Source organism: Nocardia vaccinii NBRC 15922 (assembly GCF_001613305.1).
In the GTDB taxonomy this organism is placed as follows: domain Bacteria; phylum Actinomycetota; class Actinomycetes; order Mycobacteriales; family Mycobacteriaceae; genus Nocardia; species Nocardia vaccinii.
Window position 1 is genome coordinate 62469 of record NZ_BDCC01000072.1, and the last position, 19176, is coordinate 81644.

Genomic DNA, 19176 nt, shown 5'->3' on the forward strand with positions numbered 1-19176 from the left:
CGGGTTCGGGCTGTCGCGAAAGCTCTCGGCCATCGGTCTGCTGTCCTGTCCGTGGTAGCGGCGGTGCGGGGATCACTGATGCTTGACGATGCGCCCGTCCTTCATCACGAAGCGCACATCCTGCAGTGTGGTGATGTCGGCGGTGGGGTCGCCCGGTACGGCGATGATATCGGCGAGCAGGCCGGCCTCCAGTCGTCCCCGGTCGTCGACGTCGATGAGTTCGGCGCTGGTGATGATGGCGGCGCGCAGTGCCTGAGCGGGTGTCATACCCCGATCCACCAGTGCCCACAGTTCTTTGGCGTTATCGCCGTGCGGGACAGCGGGAGCGTCTGTGCCACAAGCGATCTTGACGCCCGCCGCGATCGCCTTGCGCAGCGTCTCGCGTGCCCGGGGGAACACCTCGGCGGCCTTCTTCTGTAGTGCGGGAGCGGCTTTGGAGATGTCCAGGCCCTCGGACAGATAACTCGTCGGCACCAGGAACGTGCCGTGCTCGACCATCATCTCGATGGTGTCGTCACTGGCCAGCGACCCGTGCTCGATACAGTCCACGCCCGCGCGGATGCAGGCGCGAATTCCGGCGTCGCCGTGGGCATGTGCGGCGACCCGGATTCCGGCCCGATGCGCCTCGTCCACGATCGCTTCGAGTTCCTCGTCCGAATACTGTTGCGCGCCTGCGACTGTCCCGTGCGACATCACCCCGCCCGAGGCGGAGATCTTGATCACGCCCGCACCGTACTTGATCTGGTAGCGCACGCATTCGCGCACCTGCGGCACGCCGTTGGCGCGGCCCTCCTCGAGGCTGACCGGCATGATGTGCGGAGCGAGGCGCTGGAACATCGTGGGATCGAGGTGGCCGCCGGTCGGGGTGATCGCGTGCCCGGCCCCGACGATGCGCGGCCCCTCCACCCAGCCCTGCTCGATGGCGCGGCCCAGGTCGACATCCAGCAGATAGCCCCCGGACTTGACCATCAGCCCCAGATTGCGGACGGTGGTGAATCCGGCGTGCAGGGTGGTGCGGGCGTTCACGGTGCCACGCAACGTGCGGTAGACCGGGTCGTCCTGTACGCCGTGCATCGGGTTCGGCAGTCCGGTGGGGGTGTCGGGCCCGCCGATGAGCAGGTTGATCTCCATATCCATCAGACCGGGAAGCAGCGTGAGATCGCCCAGGTCGACCACGCGTGCGCCCGCGGGCTCCTGCGGCGGATCGACCGCCGTGATCGTGGTGCCGTCCACCACGACGGTCGCGGGGGAGTGCACTTTTCCGGTCTCGACGTCGACGCGGCGGGCCGCGCGCAGCACTGTGCTCTGTTGGCTCACGGTATCGGCTCCACCACGCAGTCCAGACTCGTCGTGCCGCTGTCGGGCACCCACGGCTGGCTCCAAACCTCCACGGGGAAGGACACATTGATCATCGAATACAGCAGATACAGCAGGTTTCGCACCTGTTCGGGCAGATCGTCCAGGGGGAAGCGGTCGCAGTAGGCGATCACCGCCTCGGCGCGTGGAGTGATCGCGTCGTAGAACTCCTGCATCTGCGGGACCGTACTGGCCAGGCGTCTCGCGTATCGTTCGGATTCGGTTGGCAGGCACCAGGTTTCGGCAAAGGGCTCGAGGTCGGCGAATTCCGCGGGCAACAGCGTCTCGCTCATCGTGCCGCTCCCGCCTGCTCGCGCTTGTAGTCCTCGACCCAGTCGCCGGCCACCTTGTGCAGATGACGCAGCAGTATTTCCTGGTCGTTCAACGGAAACGCGGTCACCGCACGCGATTCGAGCATCATCTGTGTCGCCTCCAGCGTGCTGCAGTCCTGCAGTCCGTATTCCTTGAACGTCACCGCGGCCATCTCGTGCGCGACTCGCTCCCGCGTGGTCCGGGACGGCGGGAAATACAGATTGCCCTCGAAGATGTGGGTGTTGTGCGAGGTCGGCCAGTAGTGATAGGTCAGATACCAGCCACCGGACCAGATCAGGATCACGAAGTTGGGCCACAGCTGGAACGAGTCCAGGCCCCACGGATCGCATTTCGCGGGATTGACCCCGGCGGGCAGCGGCCCGAGATCCGGTGTGTCCCAAGGCCCGAACAGTCCGCTGCGGGTGATGTCCTCCATAGGTTTGCGCATCGACGGGTCGAGCTCCCAGGTGACCACGCCCGAGGTGCTGACCAGCCGGTGCGGCCCGTCCAGCTGATAGTGCGGCGCCTGGAAACCGGCCTGCTGCGCGGCGTTGGAGTAGTTGTCCGGCGTCTGCTTTCCGTGCAGGACCGGCGCGTGATAGAACTCCTGGAACGCGTCCATGTACAGCTTCCAGTTCGCCGCGACCTCGGAGCGGTAGCAGAACCGCTCGGTGAGCGCGCCGAACGGGTACCCCTCGAGCGCTGTGACCATGGGGCCCAGGAATTCTCGCAGCGACTGCCGCGGCTCCGGGGCGAGATTGACGAAGATGAATCCGGACCACACCTCGCAGTGCACCGGCACCAGCCCGTATTGGCTCTGATCCAGGTCGAAGAATTCCTCCGGCTGCTGAACGAAATTCAACGCGCCGTCCAGACCGTAACGCCAGCCGTGATATTTGCAGGTGAACTGGCGACAGGTGCCCGAGACCTCGTCGGCGGGGATGGTGTCCCACACCAGCTTGTTGCCGCGGTGCCGGCAGACGTTGTGGAAGGCGTTGATCTGTCCGTCACGGTCTCGCACGATGATGATCGAGGAATGCGCGGCGTGGATCTCCTTGGTGAAATAGCTGCCGGTGCGCGGAAGTTGTTCGATCCGGCCGACATTGAGCCAGGCGCGCTTGAAGATCGCCTCGCGCTCGAGTTCGAAGAATTCCGGCGAGATCGAATCCTCGTAGGACATCGGCGCGGTGCCGAGTTCCGGGTAGTGCTCGGTCCAGCTGCCCTCGGCGGGCTTGGGCCAACGGGGCATGGCGTTACTCCTGAGATGTGGTGTGGCTGCGGTATCGGGATGACTGCGTCATCGGATCGGTTCGTCGCCGAGTACGGTGGTGCGCAGCATTTCTCGCGGCGAGCCGGATTCGTACGGGGCCGCGCGGTGGATGACCCCGCGGTTGTCCCAGATCACGGTGTCGCCGACCGACCACTCGTGCCGGTAGACGCGTTCGGGCGCGGTGCACCGTCGCAGCAGATCGTCCAGCAGTGCGCGGCTCTGGTGCGGGTCCATGCCCACCACGTGATCGGCCGACGCGCCCAGGACCATCGAACGGCGGCCGGACCTGTGCGTCCAGATCAGCGGATGCTCGCGGGTCGGGCGACGCCGCCAGGCGGCCAGCTGCTCGGGGGTGGGGTCCGGAGTGACCGGGCGTTGTGAGGCCTCGAGCGAGTGCACCACCCGCAGCGGCGCCAGCCGAGTGCGCTCGGACTCGGTGAGATTGTCGAAAGCCTTGTAGGTGGAGGCGAATTCGGTCTCACCGCCGGACGTGGCCACCGCTTCGGCGGTGAGCACGGTGGCCTTCTGCGGGTAGGCGTCGTCCTGGGGAGTGCAGCCGTCGATATGCCAGTCGAACGTCGCGCGCAGATAGTTCGCCGAGGAATTCTTGCGGGTGTCGAGACTGACGCGGTAGATGCCCTCAACCGGGTGGTGCCCCGGTTCGGTGTCGATCTGCCCGAGCGTGCGGCAGAACGCCACCTGGGTCTCCGGGTCGAGATGCAGGCCGCGGAAGACCAGCACCCCGTACTCCTCGAGAGCGCGCAGCACGGAGTAGGCGAGGGTGTCGTCGTCGAGCAGTTGTTCCCGCTCGACGCCGGTCACCTGTGCGCCGACCTCCGTGCCGAGTGGCTCGATGGTGATCGTCATGGGATGTTCCTCGGCTTACGGCGTCGGCTCGGCGACGCGGTACAACTCCGCGTCGGCGCTGTCGGTGGGCGCGTGCTGCTGGAAGATCTCCACCGCCATGGCGACCATCACCAGCGAATACACCAGGTACAGCAGGTTCAGCGCGTCATCGGGCAGATCGTCGAGACGATATTTGTCGCAGTGCTCGATCGCCTCTTCCAGGCGCGGTAGGAATGCGTCGTGGAATTTCACCAGATCCGGCATGGGAGTGGCCATTCGGCGATCCCATCGTTCGGATTCGGTGGGCAGGCACCAGATTGGTGCGTACGCCTCGAATTCGGCGAATTCGGGCGGCAATAGATTCTCGGCCACGGCGCTCACGCCCTCGCCGTTTCGCGCTGGTATTCCTCGACCCAGTCGGCGACCGCTTTGTGGAAGTGCCGCACCAGGATTTCCTGATCGTTGACCGGGAAGCTGGTGATTCCGGCGCTGCGGTATGCCTGTTCCAACGCGGTCTGGGTGCCGGTGAGCATGCCCGCGTCCTGGAGGGCGAATTCCTTGAACACCACCGAGGCCACCTCGTGCTCCACGCGCTCCCGCACGGTCTTGGCGGGCTGGTAGCACAGCATGCCCTCGAAGCGGTGGGTGTTGTAGGAGGTCGGCCAGTAGCGGTACAGCAGGTACCAGCCGCGGTAGATCAGGATCTCGATATTGGGGAAGATCTGGAAGTTGTCGATGCCCCACGGCTCGACCTTCCCGGGATTCAGGCCCGGCGGCATCTCGCCGAGGTCGGGCGATTCCCAGGGGCCGACCAGGCCGCTGCGGGTGATCCGCTCGATCGGGTACATGAACTCCGCCGGGAGCGTCCAGCGGCGCGCGCCGCCGGTGCTGACCATCCGGTGCGGGCCGTCGAGCTGAAAGTGCGCGCACTCGAAGCCTTTTCCGGTGCGCACCGGATTCGGGATCTGCTGCGGATGCAGTCCGGGGACGTGGTAGTACTCCTGGAACGCGTCGGCGAACAGCTTCCAGTTGCTGCGGTTGTCCGCGGTGAACTCGTACCACTCGGTCATCCGGTCGAACGGGTAGCCGTCCAACGCGGTCACCATGGGGCCGAGGAATTCTCGCAACGTCTGGCGGGGCTCGTCGGCCAGGTTGATGAAGATGAACCCGTTCCAGACATCGCAATGAACCCGGACGAGTCCGGAATTCTGCGTGTCGAGGTCGAAGAATTCCTCCGGCTGCTGCACGAATTCCAGTTGCCCGCCGAGCCCGTACCGCCAGCCGTGGTACTTGCAGGTGAACTGCCTACAGACACCGGAGGTCTCGGCACGCGGATCGTCGGTCCAGACGAGTTTGTTGCCGCGGTGGCGGCAGACGTTGTGGAAGGCGTTGATGTTGCCGTCGCGGTCGCGCACCACGATGACCGATGCGCGGGCGGCGTCGATCTCCTTGGTGAAATAGCTGCCGGTGCGCCGAAGTTGTTCTACCCGGCCGACATTGAGCCAGGCGCGCTGGAAGATCGCCGCACGCTCGAGTTCGAAGAACTCCGGGGACACCGAATCCTCGAACGAGATCGCTCCGGTGCCCAGGTCGGGGTAGTGCTGGGTCCAGCTGCCCTCGTCGGGTTTGCGCCATTGCCTGACGGTCGCGGTCGCGGTCACGGTTACTCCTTGATTTCCGGGGATGTGAACGGCGCGCGCCGATCCACATCCGAATCCGGTTGCAGGCCAACGCTGTTGAATACGAGTGCCAGGCACAGATACGACCCGGCCACGAACAGGATCTCGATGAGCTGACGGGCGTCGAAATGGTGTGCCAGTCCCGCCCAGGTCTCGTCCTCGACGCGGTACCGGTCCAGCAACTGATCGGCCGCGGACAACAGCAACCGCTCCACCGGTGACCAGATCGGGTCCTCGGGGCCATCGGCGACCGCCTCGACCTGCGCGGCGGTGAGGCCGCAGTCCAGGGCCAGCCGCGCGTGCTGGGTCCACTCGTAGACCGCGCGGCTGCGCCAGGCCACCCGCAGGATCAGCAGTTCTCGATACCGCGGCTCGATGGCGGGCCGCTCGAGCAGCGCGCCGTTGTAGGCCAGCCAGGCCGAGCCCAGTTCGATGTGATGCCCCAGAATTCCGAGCACGTTCGGCATGGGAGGCGCGTCGGGCGCGCCGGACAGATAGCGGTCCGCGAGGCCCACTCGCCCGCGCAACATCTCGCGCGCCCGGGCGTCCCACTGCTCGGGCGGCAGCGGGGCCAGCCGCGGAGTGTCGGTCGTGGTCATATGACCGATCCGCCGTTCACGCCGAGTACCTGGCCGGTGATGTATCCGGCCTGCTCGGAGCACAGGAACAGACAGGCCGCGGCGATATCCTCGCCCGCGCCGAGGTGGCCGACCGGGATCGCCTCGGCCATGGTGGCGTTGTCGGGGAGGTTCCCGGCTGCCTGCGATTTGCGGGACATCGGCGTATCGATGCCCGAGGGCGGAATGGTGTTGACGGTGATGCCGTGCGCCGCGTATTCGCGGGCCAGTGCCTTGGTCATCGCGACGACCGCGCCCTTGGACGCGGTGTAGTGCACCATGCCGGGTGAGCCGCGCTGCGCGCTGGAGGAGGAGATCGTCACGATCCGGCCCCAGCCGGCGGCGAGCATATCCGGGATCACGGCCTGTGCGCAGTGGTAGGTCCCGGTCAGGTTGACCTCGATGATCCGGTTCCAGTCCGCCGGCGTGATCTGCGTGAACGGGGCGAATCCGACCAGTCCCGCGCTGGTGACGAGGATGTCGATCGGTCCGAATTCGGCGCGGACCTGCCGCATCGCGGCGAAAACCGCCTCGCGATCGGTGACGTCCACCGTGTGCGCCAGCGCCATCGCGCCCCCGGCCCGGAGCTTCTCGGCGACCTCGTGCGCGGCGGTGCCGTCGATGTCCAGGACCACGGTCCGATAACCGTGCGCGGCGAAGGATTCGCAGATGGACAGGCCCATTCCGGATGCGCCGCCGGTCACCACTGCCACCCGGCCGCCACGCGGGGGCGACGTGCCCGAATCGGGCGACCTGCCCTGACCGGCATCGTTCGTATCGCTCATCGCAGCTCCGTTCGTAGACCGCGCTCACGGGCGGATCGGGCGGGTGATCGGTCGAAGGCCGGGGTCAATGCCATGCGCAGCACCACATTCTCGGATCGGCCGCGGCGGATCGGGCCCGTCGCGAGGCTTTCGGATCACTGCGGGACCAGAGGCTCCCGACGATTAATCGACTGCCTAATTAGGCGAGTGACTAAGATATACGGCAGGGCCGTCAGGGCTGTCAATAGTCTTCGGGGGGAGGCGCTTCCGCTGCGGGCGCCCGGTCTCGGCGGTCGTACACTGGGCGAACAGCCCGGCCGTTGCCGGGCGTTCGCCGCCGCACCCACCGACGACGGCGCGTCGCGCGCCCGCAGGAGGTCATCGAATGAAGCCGGGCACGGGGCCCGAAGGCTCCCCGACTCGCGCCGCGCTATTGGACGCGGCGGAGCAGATCATGCTCGAGGAGGGCTACGCCGCGGTGAGCACCCGTCGGCTCGCGGCTCGGGCCGGAGCCAATTCCGCGCTCGTGTACTACTACTTCGGCACCATGGACAATCTGTTCATCGAGCTGTTCCGGCGGGGCGCCGAGCGCAGCTACCAGCGACAGAGCGAGGCGCTGAACTCCCCGCAGCCGCTGTGGGCGTTGTGGGAGGCGATCCACGACCAATCGCACACCGCGCTGACCATGGAATTCGTCGCCCTGGCCAACCATCGCAAAACCATTCGCGCCGAAATCGCCAACTCCTCCAAGCGATTTCGCGCCCTGCAGCTCGACGAGGTCACCAGGGTTCTGGACGGCTACGGCTATCGCTCGGAGGTCTACACCCCGGCCGCGGTGGTGCTGCTGATGTCCAGCGTCTCCCGTTTCCTGCGAATGGAGGAGGCGTTCGGCGTGGATGCGGGTCACCGCGACGTGACCGCGCTGCTCGAGACGCTGCTGCGGGAACTCGAGGGCGAGCCGCAACTCGTCGCCCGGACGGCCGGTCCCGGGGAATCCGGGTGATCACGGCCCGTTCGTCCGGGAAATGGGCTGAGACCGAGCCGACGGCCGGAATGATCGTCTCGGCTCGACGGATGAGAGCGATCCGATGGCGGGCGGCGGCAACCGGCTCACCCCCTCTTTGCGGAGTTTCCCGACAGCAACTCGCGTGGTCGCATACGCTCCGATCACGGCCGAGTTCGCTCGTCGCCGGTCGATTACGGACGTCTCGGCTGGGTATGGCGCCGCTACTTCGGTTAACGACAGATCTATGAAAGGTCACGAAACGGTCGCAATCGACCTTCCGGGCGAAATTTCTTCGCACTTTCATTGCTGAACGATTGCTACCAGGAATAGCGTCGAGGTCCGACGATCGAACAACCGGCATCGCGAGGCTCGCGCCGCAGCGAGGTCGATCACGACGCGGGGCAGCAGAGGGGTCGGGGGATCCCGCAAGCGAGGACTGTGCCATGAACCGATATCCGCATCCGATGTCCACAGTGCCCAATACCGCCGTCCAGCTGGGCGACGACAACCTCGCGACGGCCAAAGTGCTTGTCGCCGAGGGTAATCCGGCCGCGGCGGAGATGGTCGTCCTGGTTCTCGAACACGCCGGTTATCAATCCCTGCGCACCGTCACCGGCCGCCAGGTGCTCGCCGCCGCCCCACAGTGGCATCCGGATCTGGTGCTCCTGGATCTGGACCTGCCGGACCTGCCCGGCCCGGACGTTTGCCGACGTTTGCGGGAGATGGTGTCGGCCCCGATCCTGGCCGTATCGACCGAATCCGATCCGGAGGCCGCCGAGCTGGCCATGGCCTGCGGTGCGTCGGATTACGTGCGCAAGCCGTTCCGAACGGTGGACCTGCTCGCCCGGATCGAATCGCGTCTGGCGGGCAATGTGTTGCGCGGCTGATCCGGGCCCGGCTCACCGGACCTGACGGATCAGCCGCGACTGGTGTAGACGATCCAGAAATCGTTCCGCCCCAAGGTGTTTCGCTCGATGCGCGGCTCCGCAAATCCCGCGGTGCGGCACAGCTCGGCGAACGAGCGCGCCTGCTCCTCGGTCCAGCCGTGCGCCGCCACGCCGGTGGCGCCCACTGGTGACCAGCGCTCAACCGCGACGAACCGGCCGTGTGGGACCAGCACCCGCGCCACCTCGGCCAGGGCGGCCGTGACATCCGGCCAATGATGCACCGTCGCTACGGCCAGCGCCACGGTGGCCGCCTCGTCCGGTAGCGGCAGTCGCTCCGCGGCGCCCTCGGCCCAATGGATCGAGCGGCCGCGCACGAGCAGGCGGGCCAGCCGCAACATCACCGGCGACGGGTCGACTCCGGTCACCCGGGCGCCGCGCCGGGCAGCCGCCCGCACCGCCGCACCGGAACCACATCCGATATCGACGACCCGATCGGATTCGCTCACCGCGGCCGCCGTGATCACCCTGCGGGCGCGCCGCCGCCCGGCGGCGAACATCAACGCGCCCGCTGCGAGCCCGGTGAGGCCGGAGAATCCGGGGTGGTCGGCGTGGTGATTGACGGGCAGGGTCTGCGGCTGATTCATCGGACGTCCTTCTCACGAACGGTTGGTGCCACCACCTTGCAAGTTCAAGCCGACTGGAGGTCAAATGTCGCCATGGACGACCTGATCCCGATCGGGGAGGCCGCGGCGAAACTGGGCATGGCGACCTCCGCGCTGCGGTACTACGACGAGCGCGGCCTGGTGCGCCCGGCCGCGCGGCGTGGTGGCAAGCGGATGTACGACCGGGAACAGCTGCGTCGGCTCGCCTTCATCAAAGTGGCGCAGAGTCTGGGACTGCCGCTGGATACCGCGGCGGCAGTGCTGGACTCGCCGAGTTCGCGGTGGCGCGAGGCGCTCGAGCGGCAGATCGCCGAACTCGAAGAGGTCATCGCGCGGGCCCGCATCGCCCAGGCCTTTCTGGCGCACGCCGTGCGGTGTCCGTCCGAACATCCCGCCCGCGAGTGCCCGACGATGATCGGCGGCCTCGACGAACTCCTCGCCGGAACGCCGGTAACCGAGCTCATGGACGAAAACCATTGAGCGCGTGAAGATTCGCACGCCGCTCGGACTTCGGCGGTCCGAGAACCGCAGACCCTGAGTCCGAGCTCCGCTCAGGAGCCCGCGGTGCCCATGCTCCGATATCGGGGGACGTGGCGGCATCGGAACAGGTCTCGGCCGACCGGGCCGGCATCCGGATCAGCGGCCGGTTTGCGACCAGCAAGCGTCGGCGGCCGGTCGACCGGGTGATACCGGGGTTGTTGCGCCGCCGAGTCGCCGGGTTCGGTCCGAAGCTTTTGGCCGGTGTGCCCGGCGTCGCGATTTCCCGGACACGACCGGCCCGTACGGCTTACCATCCCAACATCGGACATAGTGTCCGAGACATAGTGACCGGGGAGAGTTCGATGGACTCCGCAGCCGCAGCCCAGCATGTGGGTGTCGCCGCCACCGCTCTCCTCGATGGCGCATCGGCGCTCGCGTGCGGACGGGGCATCCGATCGTGTCCCTCGCCGTCCACGCGGACATCTCTCGGCTCGTCGGCGCGCATCGCCGCCGGCTGATCCGACTGCTTCGCACTCCCGCGGCCTCGGGCTGTACCGAACACCGGAGTTTGGCATGAAAGACGATCGCGACCCTTCCGATTCGACAGGCGTGGGCCGCCGCACCGTGCTGCGCGGCGCGGCCCTGGCCGGGGCCACGCTGGCCGCCACCGCCGTGGGCGCACATCCGCCGCGCGCCTCGGCTCGTCCGATCGCCGCGCGGGCGAGTACACCGGGGCGGGAGGTGGCGATCTTCGGCGGCGGGATGTCGGGATTGTCGGCCGCGCACGAACTCGCCGAACGCGGATATCGGGTGACCGTCTACGAGCCGTCCTATCTGGGCGGTAAGGCGCGCAGTATGGGCGTGCCCGGCACCGGCCGGGGCGGACGCCTGGATCTGCCCGGCGAACACGGGTTCCGGTTCTTCCCCGGCTGCTATCAGCACGTCCCCGACACGATGGCCCGGATTCCGTTTCCGGGGAACCCGAATGGCGTCCGGGACAACCTGATTCGCGTCGAATCCGCGGTCGTCGGGTTCAAGGACCGCCCGCCGATCTTCTCGCCGGTCGGATTCCGTGGCCTGACCCAGCTCACCCCGCAGCTGGTGGAATCCTCTGTGGTGTCGGCATTCTCGTTCATTCCCGCATTGCCGCCCGTCGAACTGGCGTTCTTCGGCAAACAGGTCGCCATGTGGTTCACCAGCTGCACCGAGCGGCGATTCGGGCAGTTCGAGTACATCTCGTGGGAGGACATGCTGCAGGCGCAGGGTAAATCCGAGGCGTACCGGGAATATCTCGTCGCCGCGCTGACCCGCATCACCGTCGCGGCCAAACCGCATCTGAGCTCCGCGCGCACGATCGGCACCATCGGTCAGGGGCTCGTGCTCGCGGGCACCGGATTGTTCCCGCAGTATCAGGGCGGGGCGGACCGCATCCTGAGCGGTCCCACCAACGAGGCGTGGATAGATCCGTGGGTCGCGTATCTGCGTTCGCTCGGCGTGCGGTTCGTGATGGGCGCTCGCGCAACACGTTTGAACATCGCGGATCGCCGGATCACCGGTGTTCGGGTCGCCGGGGGCGGGGCGGACGGGACCGTCACGGCCGATTGGTACGTCTGCGCGATGCCGGTCGACAAGGCGACCGCGCTGTTGAACGGGCCTGTGCTGGAGGCGGATCCATCCCTGGCGGGGATGCGGGAGCTGATGACCGACTGGATGATCGGCATCCAGTTCTATCTGACCCGGCCCACCGAACTGCCCGAGGGCCATGTCGCCGCGCTCGGCACGCCGTGGGCGATCACCGCGCTGCGGCAGGCGCCCATGTGGCGTGGGAACTTCGCGGCGAAATACGGTGACGGCCGGATCGTGGAATGTCTCAGTGCCGATATCTCGGACTGGGATTCGCCCGGCATCCTGTACGGCAAACCGGCCCGGCAGTGCACCGCCGACGAGGTGGCGAAAGAGTGTTGGGCGCAACTGAAGACGTGGCTGAACACCTCCACCGACTGGCTGCGCGACGAGGATCTCGCGTCCTGGCACCTGGACCCGGGCCTGACGTGGTCGGGCGGTACCACCCACAACGAAACGCCGTTGCTGGTCAACACGATCGGCTCGTACAACCATCGGCCCGAGGCGCACTGCGCGATCGGGAATCTGTTCTTCGGTGGCGACCACGTGCGCAGTCACATCGACCTGGCGACGATGGAGGGTGCGAACGAATCCGGGCGCGCCGCCGCGAACGCGATCATGGACGCCGCGGGCGATCCCGGCCCGCGGGCCGGGATCTTCCCGATGGTCGAACCGCCCGAATTCGAGCCGTTCAAACAGGTCGACGCGGCCCGCTATCGCGCCGGTCTACCGCACGTCCTGGCGTGAGGCGGTCAGGCCCCGCGCTCGCGCGCGACGCCCGCATAGGCGCGGGGCATGTACCGCAGCCGATCCGGCAGCAGCGGCCAGGTCCAGCGGATCGCCGTGCAGACCGCGCCGAACGCGACCTGGTCCGCGCCCCGCCACCGCATGCCCAGGATCTGCCGGGCGCGCTCGGGCATCAGTCCGTTGGCCAGCCACAGGTTGAACGCCATCACCGGCCGCCAGATCACCGACCACAGCGGTTCCGGGATGCCTGGCAGCGCCGGAATCCGGGTGCGGTTCAGGTCCAGCGCGAAATCGGTGGTCGCGTTGCGCTCGAGCACCTCGTCGATGGTTCTGTTCCAATACTCTTGGAACTCGGCGTAATTCGAGACCAGCACGCGATCGGACAGTCCGTACATCCGCCACCAGGTGACGCCCTCGGCGATGAGCTGATCCTTCTCCGCATCGCTCAGCGGTGTGCCGAAGTACTCGTTGATCGCGATGTTCAGCTCGATGAACGTGGCATGCGTCCACCAGTACACCTCGGGGTTCAGGGCGTGATACCGCTCCCCGCGCGAGTCGATTCCCTTGAGCGGCTTGTGATAATCGCGGACCCGCTCGGCCTGGGCCCGGTTGTCGGCGTCGTAGATCATGCCCTGGATCTGCGGCACCGACCGCACCAGCCGATCCCACGGATTGTCAAAGAAGTTCGAATGCTGTTGCAGCGCGGCGCCCACCGCAGGATGCATATTCTGCAGGATGCCCGTGCGACCGAGAAACAGCATATTCCGCCAGTCGCCCGCATACTTCCAGGTGAGCGAGCCGGGGCCGATCGGCGCACCGGGAAGGGCCGGCTCCTCGGCGGTCGCGACGGCAGTCTGGTTGTCCGGATCCACGATTCCGCAGCCTCCTTGCCGAGAAAAAGATATCGTGAGAGGAAATATTACCCACCTTCTCAGAGGGCGCGCGACGCACCCGTCGCGACGATCCTGCGCGGCCGTTGTGGCCGGTCACGACGGACGGCGCCACCCACCCCGAGTGTCGCGCGCTTCAGGTAGATTCGGGCCGCCGTCGCACACCCGTGCGCGCCGGGGCGAACCATCGTGCGAACGGAAGGAATGCGGCCGATGCCGGAGCGCAGAAATATCCTGATCACCGGGGCGAGTTCGGGCCTGGGCGCGCAGATGGCACGCGAATTCGCCGCCCGCGGAAGAAATCTCGCCCTGTGTGCGCGTCGTCTGGATCGTCTCGGGCAATTGCGCGCCGAACTGCTGGCGGCACACCCCGGGATCACCGTGTCGATCGCGCAACTCGACGTCAACGACCACGATCGGGTATTCACGGTGTTCCGCGAATTCGCCGATGAGCTGGGCGGATTGGATCGAGTCGTGGTCAACGCCGGTCTCGGCAAGGGACAGCCGATCGGGTCCGGGCGGTTCCATGCGAACGCCCAGACCGCCGCCACCAACTTCCTTGCCGTACTGGCCCAGTGCGAGGCGGCGATGGAGATCTTCCGCGCGCGATGCCGGACATCTGGTGGTCGTCTCCTCGATCAGCGCAATGCGCGGAATGCCCGGCAACCGGACCGCCTATGCCGCGTCCAAGGCGGGGGCCGCCACCCTGGCCGAGGGGATCCGGGCCGATACACTGCGCACCCCGATCGCGGTGACCACGCTGTTCCCCGGATTCATCGCATCCGATATGACCGCCGCGAGCGGTCGCGCCCCGTTGCAGGTGTCCACCGAGAAGGGCGTGCGGTCCATGGTTCGCGCCATCGAGCGTGAGGTGGCGTCGGCGAAAGTGCCTGCCTGGCCGTGGATTCCGATCGGCGCGGCGCTGCGTTGGCTGCCGCTGCGGGTGGTCGCGGCAATCAGCGGGTAGCCCGGATCACGACGGGGGAGTCAGGGGGTGGCTGTGCCGCTCGGTGGTCCGGTGCGAGGTACGCAGCACCGAGCGGCCCTTGTGGTTGGCCTTGGCCAGGTACAGGACGGTGTCGGCCGAATCGAGCAGTGATTCGGCGTCGGAGCCGGCCAGCGGGGTGACGATGGCTCCGATACTGGCGGAGACGTGCAACTGGTGGCCGTCGACGGCGATCGGCTCGACCAGGGCCGACTGCAGGCGGTCGACGATCGTGGTGACCACGTCGTTCTCGGCCGGCGGCGGGATCAGGGCGACGAATTCGTCGCCCCCGATGCGGGCGATGAGGCAATCCTGTTCGCGCACACTGTCTCCGAAACGCGTCGCGACCTCGGTGAGCACGCGGTCGCCGGTGCCGTGACCGTACATGTCGTTGATGGGCTTGAATCTGTCCAGGTCGACGAAGCACAGACCGACATGGTCGTCGCTGCCGCTACCCGACGACACGGTCTCGATGCGTTCGAGCAGACTGCGGCGGTTCGGCAGGCCGGTGAGCGGATCGTGCCGGGCCTGCCAGTGCAGTTCCTGCTGCAGTCGATACCGCTCGGTCACGTCCTCACCGACGGCGAGCAGATAGTCACCGTGCTCCCTGGTGCCTCTGACATAGGTGATGGAGAACGCCACCCAGCCCACGCTGCCGTCCGAACGCAGCAGGCGGCGTTCCATTTTGACCGAGCCCTCCCCGGCGGGTACCAGTCTGTCGTAGACCAGAGCGCGGATCTCGGCCCGATCCTCCGGGTGGGCGAAGTCGTAGACCGAGATTCCGCGAAGCTGTTCGACCGGAACGCCGATCATGTCCGCGAGGCCACGATTGGCGTCGACCAGGGTCCCGTCGGTATCGCCGATGGCGATGGCGATATCGGTGCTGTCGAAGACGACCCGAAACCGCGCGTTCTGATCCCGCCGGAGCTGCTGCCGGGTCAGAAACATCTGGTGGCCCTGCGTCAGAGTCGCAGCCAGAACGGCGAACCGGGCACCGGCATCGGGGCGATCGGAGTCGTCGATCAGAGGCTGCAGCGCCTGGACGGTGCGAATCGGGACGGCGGTATCGATCCATCCCGCCTCCGCCAGTGCCGCGCCGACCGAGGCACCCGCGTCCGGGTCGAATCCCCGCGCCGCGAGTGCGGACCGGAGGTTATGGAACAGTTCGGTCAGAAGCCCACGGCACGCCGCCGGCTCCACCGGGCCCTCGCCCGTGGCGGACAGTTCCCGCCACCAGGCTGTAACCAGGGCGTTCGGTTCCATACCCTCCAGCACCCCCTCGATGTCCGGCGACCGATCGGCATACCCCTCACCGTTCGGGCGCAGTCTTGTCTCTCACACTAGATCAAAGCCGGGAGAAGCTGTCGCGCGGAATATTTCCGGCTGGTGGGAACGATCATGCGGCATGGTTCTCGTCGAAAATCGAGACCCCCTTGTATCGCGGGGTGACGATCTGCCAGGCCCACGTCGCCTGCACGCATCCGTCCAGGTCCCGTACGTGCGCGGCGACCGATTCGGCGGCTCGTCGATCGGGGGAGCCGGCGTATCGATCCAGGACCCGCTCGCGCAGGACGTGGAATTCGGTGAGCCGCTCACGCACGATCGCCGCGGAGCCGTGTACGGCGTCGGCGAGCGTGGCTCCCGGTGTGTTCAACAGCCACACCGGAATCAGATTGAAGTCGGCGCCGTCGGCGATGCACTCTTTCTCGAAGGAGAACATATCGTTCATCAGAGCGCCGATCTCGGCGGTCAGTTGTTGCAGTCTGCGCAGTTCGGCGGCCGCTTCCTCGGCCGGAATGAGGTGCCAGGGCAGATACTCGTCGCGGCCGAATTCGCACATCGCGATGGCCGGGTACATGCCGGAAACCTCCGACCGCAGATCGATGTAGTCCGCGACGCTCAGCAATCCGCCACGGGCGTCGGTGTTCTGGTCGCGGATCGCGGTGCGCAGATGTTCGGCCGTCGAGCGGAGGAACCGCTCCAGCCAGTCCGGTTCGGCATCGCGGGCCAGCAGTTCGAGGAATTCGGCGGTGGCGACCTCCTCCGGGGTCGGATCCGCCGCCGGGTTTCGGGATTCGAGCATGTCGCGTAATCGTTCCGCGGTGTGCGAGGCACGTAAGCGCTCGGCCTCGGACAGATGCGCGAACTTCTCCCGGCCGACGGTGTCGTTGAGCCAGAACAGGATTGCGTTGAAGATCCCGATGATCGTCATCCGATCGGCGGTAACCGCGTTCGGATGCAGATAGGGCGTCATGCTGTTGTAGTGTGCGCCTCCGGATTCCAGCCAGATCTGATGTTTGCGACAGAAGCGCTCCACCTCGGCGAGCGCGTACTCGCCGAATCTGTTGGGCCGAAACTCCCGGCAGTAGTCCTCGATGTCACGATCCGGTGTGCTGAGCAGCGCTCGCAACGACCATCGCTCGCCCTTTTCCACCAGTGCGTCGTACTCCGATCGCATTGCGACCAGCGCCGTTTCCACCATCGTTTGTTCATTCACCACGGGATTGCCTCCCCGGCCCATCCGATCCACCAACCATCCCTCGAGACGGTCGGACCGACTGGTGATACACATTCCAGTCGGTGCTTAAAGAGTAAGCAATAAGGACGAATCGAACAGCCTGTCAGATCTTCGTGCTGGTGGGGGTAGCCGGGCGGACCGCCGGTCGACGGTCGCATCGTCGATCTCGAGTGTGCTGAGTATCACTCGGGCGGGACGAAGAGAGCGGACCTCGACCGCGGTGACCATGCGCAAATCGACAGTGCGGCAACCTTACAGCAATCTTCGCGGTGTTCAGGGGCGACATGCGGGCGGTCGTTGTACCGCCCAGAACGGCCGCATGGTACGGGCCGCATTCGGGCCCGGCCCGCCGCGGCGGCACCGTTCAGCGCTGGTCGTCGGGTACCGGGCGAACGATCATCGGTTCCGCCAATGCGGTTCTCGCCCTTCATGATAAGCGGTCATTCCTTCGACCGGGTCGCGGTGTGCGACGAGTGCGTCGGCCAGGACGGCGGTGTGCGGCGCGGTGGTCTCGGAATCGGGCAGGGTTTCGGTCCGGGCCAGGAAGGTCAGCGCGGCGCGGGTGGCGACGGGGGAGCGGGTCACGATATCCGCGGCCATCTCCCGGGCCAGATCCAGAGCCTTACCCTGCGGTGCGGTGCGAGTGATCAGCCCGGCCGAGAGCGCCTCCGCGCTGTCGATGCGGCGTCCGGTGAGGATCATGTCGTAGGCGATCGCCCGGCCGACCAGATGCGGTAGCCGCAGCAGGATTCCGGTTCCCGGCGGCATGCCCAGGGCGGTTTCCGGGACGGCGAAGGTCGCGGTCTCGTCCGCGACGCTGAGATGGCAGGCCAGCGCGAGGGCCAGACCGTCGCCGTCCGCGCGGCCGTTGATCGCGGCGATCACCGGTTTGGCCGGTGTGGCGTCCAGCGGCGAGGCGTCGAACCCATTGTGCGGCTGGAGCATCAGTTGTAGTGGTGACCGGACGCCGCGCAGATCCGCGCCGAGCGAGAACGCCTCGTTCCCCGCGCCGGTGAGTACGGCGACCCACAGGTCGTCGTCGTGGGCGAAGGCGGTGAGGATTTCGCCGAGTTCGCGGTAGGTGTCGCCGTCGAGGGTGTTGCCGTGCGCGGCCCGGTCGATCGTCACCTCCAGAATATGTCCGGAGGTCGTGACCGAGACCGTGCCGTATTCCGGTCGCAAGGTTGGATTACCTTGTGCCAGTGCGGTATCCATCGCCTCGCGGCTCGACGCGACATGATTGCCCGCAACGCCGGAGCGGACGAACACCCGTCTCCCGACCGGCTGTTCGGTATCGGTCAGGATAGCGGTGGTCTCCTGATCCGCGGGCGTGGCGAGGAAGCGGCGGCCGTCGTCCAGCCGGCCCACCACGGTGGCGGGGGCACCCCCGCCGGAACCGTAACGGAGAACGAAACTTTCGATCGTTCCCCAGCCGTCCGGGTGATAAGCGACCGGCACGCTCGGCGCGTCGTTCAGCTCGGCCTGCAGGGCCGTGGTGGGCCGCACGCGCCAGGGAGCCGGCGTGGTCGAGTAGACGCCCGCCGAATGTTTGCTCAGCACACCGCCGTTCGCGGACACCAGACCGTAGCTGCCGGGCCGATCGCGCAGTCGCGCAACGGTTTCGGCGATGGCGTGGGTGGTGTAGTCATTGCCCGGACCACCGAAGAACGGCAACCCGCCGGTGACGGTGAGGCCGCGCGGATCAGCCGGGTCCAGGCCCAGGCCGTCGCACAGATTGAACACCGCGATCGGGAAGCAGCTGTACAGGTCCAGGGTGGTCAGATCGTCGAGGCCGATGGCGGCCATGTCCAGTGCGTGCCGCACCGCCGCGACGGCGGCCGGACTGCGATCGAGATCGGGTCGTGCCAGCACTTCCCGTTCGGCGAGGTCGGCGTATCCGTGCAGATAGACCCGCCGCGATTGCGGAATCCCGAGCCGGTCGGCGGTTCGCGTGGAGGTGACCAGGACCGCGGCGGCCTGGTTGACCTGGTCGCGGGCGACCATGAAACGCGGGTAGATATCCGTGATGAGACGGTTGCGCTCGTCCACGCGCGCCAGTTCGGCGGCATCGCGTTCGGTCGGGGCCGCCGCATGCGGATTGGCCGCGGCGACCGCGCTGAACCGGCTGAACAGCTCACCCATCGCCTGCGCGTATTCCGCTCGGGAAGCCCCGGTCCGGGCGCGGCGGGCATTCTCCAGCATCGCGTAGGTGACCGCGGGTTCGACGAGGTGATGGCGTACCGCGTAGAACGGGGTCATGCCCTGGATGGCGTATCCGCGATCCTCGAGTGGGCCGCTGTCGGACTCGGTGAAGTCGGGGCGTTCGGCGGGCGGCAGGCTCGTCAGATGCCGGACGGTCGAGATCGCCTCCGCACCGACGAGTACCGCGGCGCCGCAGCGGCCCTCGGCGATCTGTCCGCACAACTCGTTGAGCAGCTGCTGTGGGCTCTGCCCACCGGTCGGGCCGAGGATCGCCCGGGCCGGGTCGGCGCCGATCCGCCGCGCGACGGCCCGCGGCACGTTGTCGGGCGCGC

General features: G+C 67.1%; 17 protein-coding genes and 1 pseudogene. 5 read left to right on the forward strand and 13 right to left on the reverse strand.

Annotation, left to right across the window (positions count from 1 at the left end; genetic code table 11):
• Positions 1-72: 72 nt before the first annotated feature.
• The 8 genes from NV1_RS36480 to NV1_RS36515 are packed head-to-tail and all read right to left on the reverse strand — an operon-like array spanning position 73 to position 6865.
• Complete coding sequence (locus NV1_RS36480) at positions 73-1317, reverse strand: metal-dependent hydrolase family protein (protein ID WP_067902341.1); 1245 nt, start codon at positions 1315-1317, stop codon at positions 73-75.
• Positions 1314-1649, reverse strand: a complete 336-nt coding sequence (locus NV1_RS36485; protein ID WP_067902342.1) for a hypothetical protein — start codon at positions 1647-1649, stop codon at positions 1314-1316. Before NV1_RS36485 ends, NV1_RS36480 begins: the two co-directional genes overlap by 4 nt.
• On the reverse strand, positions 1646-2917 hold the full coding sequence (locus NV1_RS36490; protein WP_067902343.1) for an aromatic ring-hydroxylating oxygenase subunit alpha: 1272 nt from the start codon (positions 2915-2917) through the stop codon (positions 1646-1648). The genes NV1_RS36485 and NV1_RS36490 overlap by 4 nt, the downstream gene beginning before the upstream one ends.
• 48 nt (positions 2918-2965) lie before the next feature.
• Positions 2966-3805, reverse strand: a complete 840-nt coding sequence (locus NV1_RS36495; RefSeq protein WP_067902345.1) for a TauD/TfdA dioxygenase family protein — start codon at positions 3803-3805, stop codon at positions 2966-2968.
• Positions 3806-3820: 15 nt separating this feature from the next.
• Entirely contained in the window at positions 3821-4156 is a 336-nt protein-coding gene (locus tag NV1_RS36500; RefSeq protein ID WP_067902432.1) for a hypothetical protein, read from the reverse strand.
• A 5-nt stretch (positions 4157-4161) separates the two neighbouring features.
• Entirely contained in the window at positions 4162-5445 is a 1284-nt protein-coding gene (locus NV1_RS36505) for an aromatic ring-hydroxylating oxygenase subunit alpha (RefSeq protein WP_067902358.1), read from the reverse strand.
• Positions 5446-5447: 2 nt separating this feature from the next.
• Complete coding sequence (locus NV1_RS36510; protein WP_067902361.1) at positions 5448-6062, reverse strand: carboxymuconolactone decarboxylase family protein; 615 nt, start codon at positions 6060-6062, stop codon at positions 5448-5450.
• Positions 6059-6865 carry an SDR family NAD(P)-dependent oxidoreductase gene (locus NV1_RS36515; protein ID WP_084526355.1) on the reverse strand — a complete coding sequence of 269 codons (807 nt, stop codon included), beginning with the start codon at positions 6863-6865 and terminating at the stop codon, positions 6059-6061. Before NV1_RS36515 ends, NV1_RS36510 begins: the two co-directional genes overlap by 4 nt.
• A 364-nt stretch (positions 6866-7229) precedes the next feature.
• On the opposite strand from NV1_RS36515, the gene NV1_RS36520 reads away from it, so the two are divergent.
• On the forward strand, positions 7230-7847 hold the full coding sequence (locus NV1_RS36520; protein ID WP_067902365.1) for a TetR/AcrR family transcriptional regulator: 618 nt from the start codon (positions 7230-7232) through the stop codon (positions 7845-7847).
• A 446-nt stretch (positions 7848-8293) separates the two neighbouring features.
• A complete protein-coding gene (locus tag NV1_RS36525) occupies positions 8294-8737 on the forward strand; it encodes a response regulator transcription factor (protein WP_067902367.1) in 444 nt (147 codons plus the stop codon).
• A 29-nt stretch (positions 8738-8766) separates the two neighbouring features.
• Here NV1_RS36525 and NV1_RS36530 read toward each other — a convergent pair whose 3' ends face one another.
• Positions 8767-9381, reverse strand: coding sequence for a class I SAM-dependent methyltransferase (locus tag NV1_RS36530; RefSeq protein WP_067902368.1), 615 nt, complete (start codon positions 9379-9381; stop codon positions 8767-8769).
• A gap of 72 nt (positions 9382-9453) precedes the next feature.
• On the opposite strand from NV1_RS36530, the gene NV1_RS36535 reads away from it, so the two are divergent.
• The gene (locus NV1_RS36535) at positions 9454-9879 is read left to right on the forward strand and encodes a MerR family transcriptional regulator (RefSeq protein WP_067902369.1); all 426 of its coding nucleotides are present in this window, start codon (positions 9454-9456) and stop codon (positions 9877-9879) included.
• A 573-nt stretch (positions 9880-10452) separates the two neighbouring features.
• Positions 10453-12249 carry a hydroxysqualene dehydroxylase gene (locus NV1_RS36545; protein ID WP_067902380.1) on the forward strand — a complete coding sequence of 599 codons (1797 nt, stop codon included), beginning with the start codon at positions 10453-10455 and terminating at the stop codon, positions 12247-12249.
• 5 nt (positions 12250-12254) lie between these two features.
• On the opposite strand, the gene NV1_RS36550 is transcribed toward NV1_RS36545, so the two are convergent.
• Positions 12255-13121 carry an oxygenase MpaB family protein gene (locus tag NV1_RS36550; RefSeq protein ID WP_067902384.1) on the reverse strand — a complete coding sequence of 289 codons (867 nt, stop codon included), beginning with the start codon at positions 13119-13121 and terminating at the stop codon, positions 12255-12257.
• A gap of 231 nt (positions 13122-13352) precedes the next feature.
• Here NV1_RS36550 and NV1_RS36555 point away from each other — a divergent pair.
• A pseudogene (locus tag NV1_RS36555) lies at positions 13353-14106 on the forward strand (SDR family oxidoreductase).
• Between the two features lie 6 nt (positions 14107-14112).
• Here NV1_RS36555 and NV1_RS36560 read toward each other — a convergent pair.
• The 3 genes from NV1_RS36560 to NV1_RS36570 all read right to left on the reverse strand — a co-directional run.
• Positions 14113-15387, reverse strand: a complete 1275-nt coding sequence (locus NV1_RS36560) for a sensor domain-containing diguanylate cyclase (RefSeq protein WP_067902437.1) — start codon at positions 15385-15387, stop codon at positions 14113-14115.
• A 133-nt stretch (positions 15388-15520) separates the two neighbouring features.
• Positions 15521-16624 (reverse strand): terpene synthase family protein, encoded by a 1104-nt coding sequence (locus NV1_RS36565; RefSeq protein ID WP_245714107.1) that lies wholly within the window; start codon positions 16622-16624, stop codon positions 15521-15523.
• A 414-nt stretch (positions 16625-17038) separates the two neighbouring features.
• Positions 17039-19176 (reverse strand): enoyl-CoA hydratase-related protein (locus NV1_RS36570; RefSeq protein ID WP_157117609.1); only part of this gene is annotated, 2138 nt, incomplete at its 5' end.

What these genes read in the sequence shown, in the direction of transcription:
- NV1_RS36525 (WP_067902367.1), top strand. Translation starts at nt 8,294, where the DNA reads ATGAACCGATATCCGCATCCGATGTCCACAGTGCCCAATACCGCCGTC.
- NV1_RS36545 (WP_067902380.1), top strand. Translation starts at nt 10,453, where the DNA reads ATGAAAGACGATCGCGACCCTTCCGATTCGACAGGCGTGGGCCGCCGC.
- NV1_RS36485 (WP_067902342.1), bottom strand. Translation starts at nt 1,649, where the DNA reads ATGAGCGAGACGCTGTTGCCCGCGGAATTCGCCGACCTCGAGCCCTTT.
- NV1_RS36560 (WP_067902437.1), bottom strand. Translation starts at nt 15,387, where the DNA reads ATGGAACCGAACGCCCTGGTTACAGCCTGGTGGCGGGAACTGTCCGCC.
- NV1_RS36530 (WP_067902368.1), bottom strand. Translation starts at nt 9,381, where the DNA reads ATGAATCAGCCGCAGACCCTGCCCGTCAATCACCACGCCGACCACCCC.
- NV1_RS36495 (WP_067902345.1), bottom strand. Translation starts at nt 3,805, where the DNA reads ATGACGATCACCATCGAGCCACTCGGCACGGAGGTCGGCGCACAGGTG.
- NV1_RS36515 (WP_084526355.1), bottom strand. Translation starts at nt 6,865, where the DNA reads ATGAGCGATACGAACGATGCCGGTCAGGGCAGGTCGCCCGATTCGGGC.
- NV1_RS36535 (WP_067902369.1), top strand. Translation starts at nt 9,454, where the DNA reads ATGGACGACCTGATCCCGATCGGGGAGGCCGCGGCGAAACTGGGCATG.
- NV1_RS36490 (WP_067902343.1), bottom strand. Translation starts at nt 2,917, where the DNA reads ATGCCCCGTTGGCCCAAGCCCGCCGAGGGCAGCTGGACCGAGCACTAC.
- NV1_RS36520 (WP_067902365.1), top strand. Translation starts at nt 7,230, where the DNA reads ATGAAGCCGGGCACGGGGCCCGAAGGCTCCCCGACTCGCGCCGCGCTA.
- NV1_RS36510 (WP_067902361.1), bottom strand. Translation starts at nt 6,062, where the DNA reads ATGACCACGACCGACACTCCGCGGCTGGCCCCGCTGCCGCCCGAGCAG.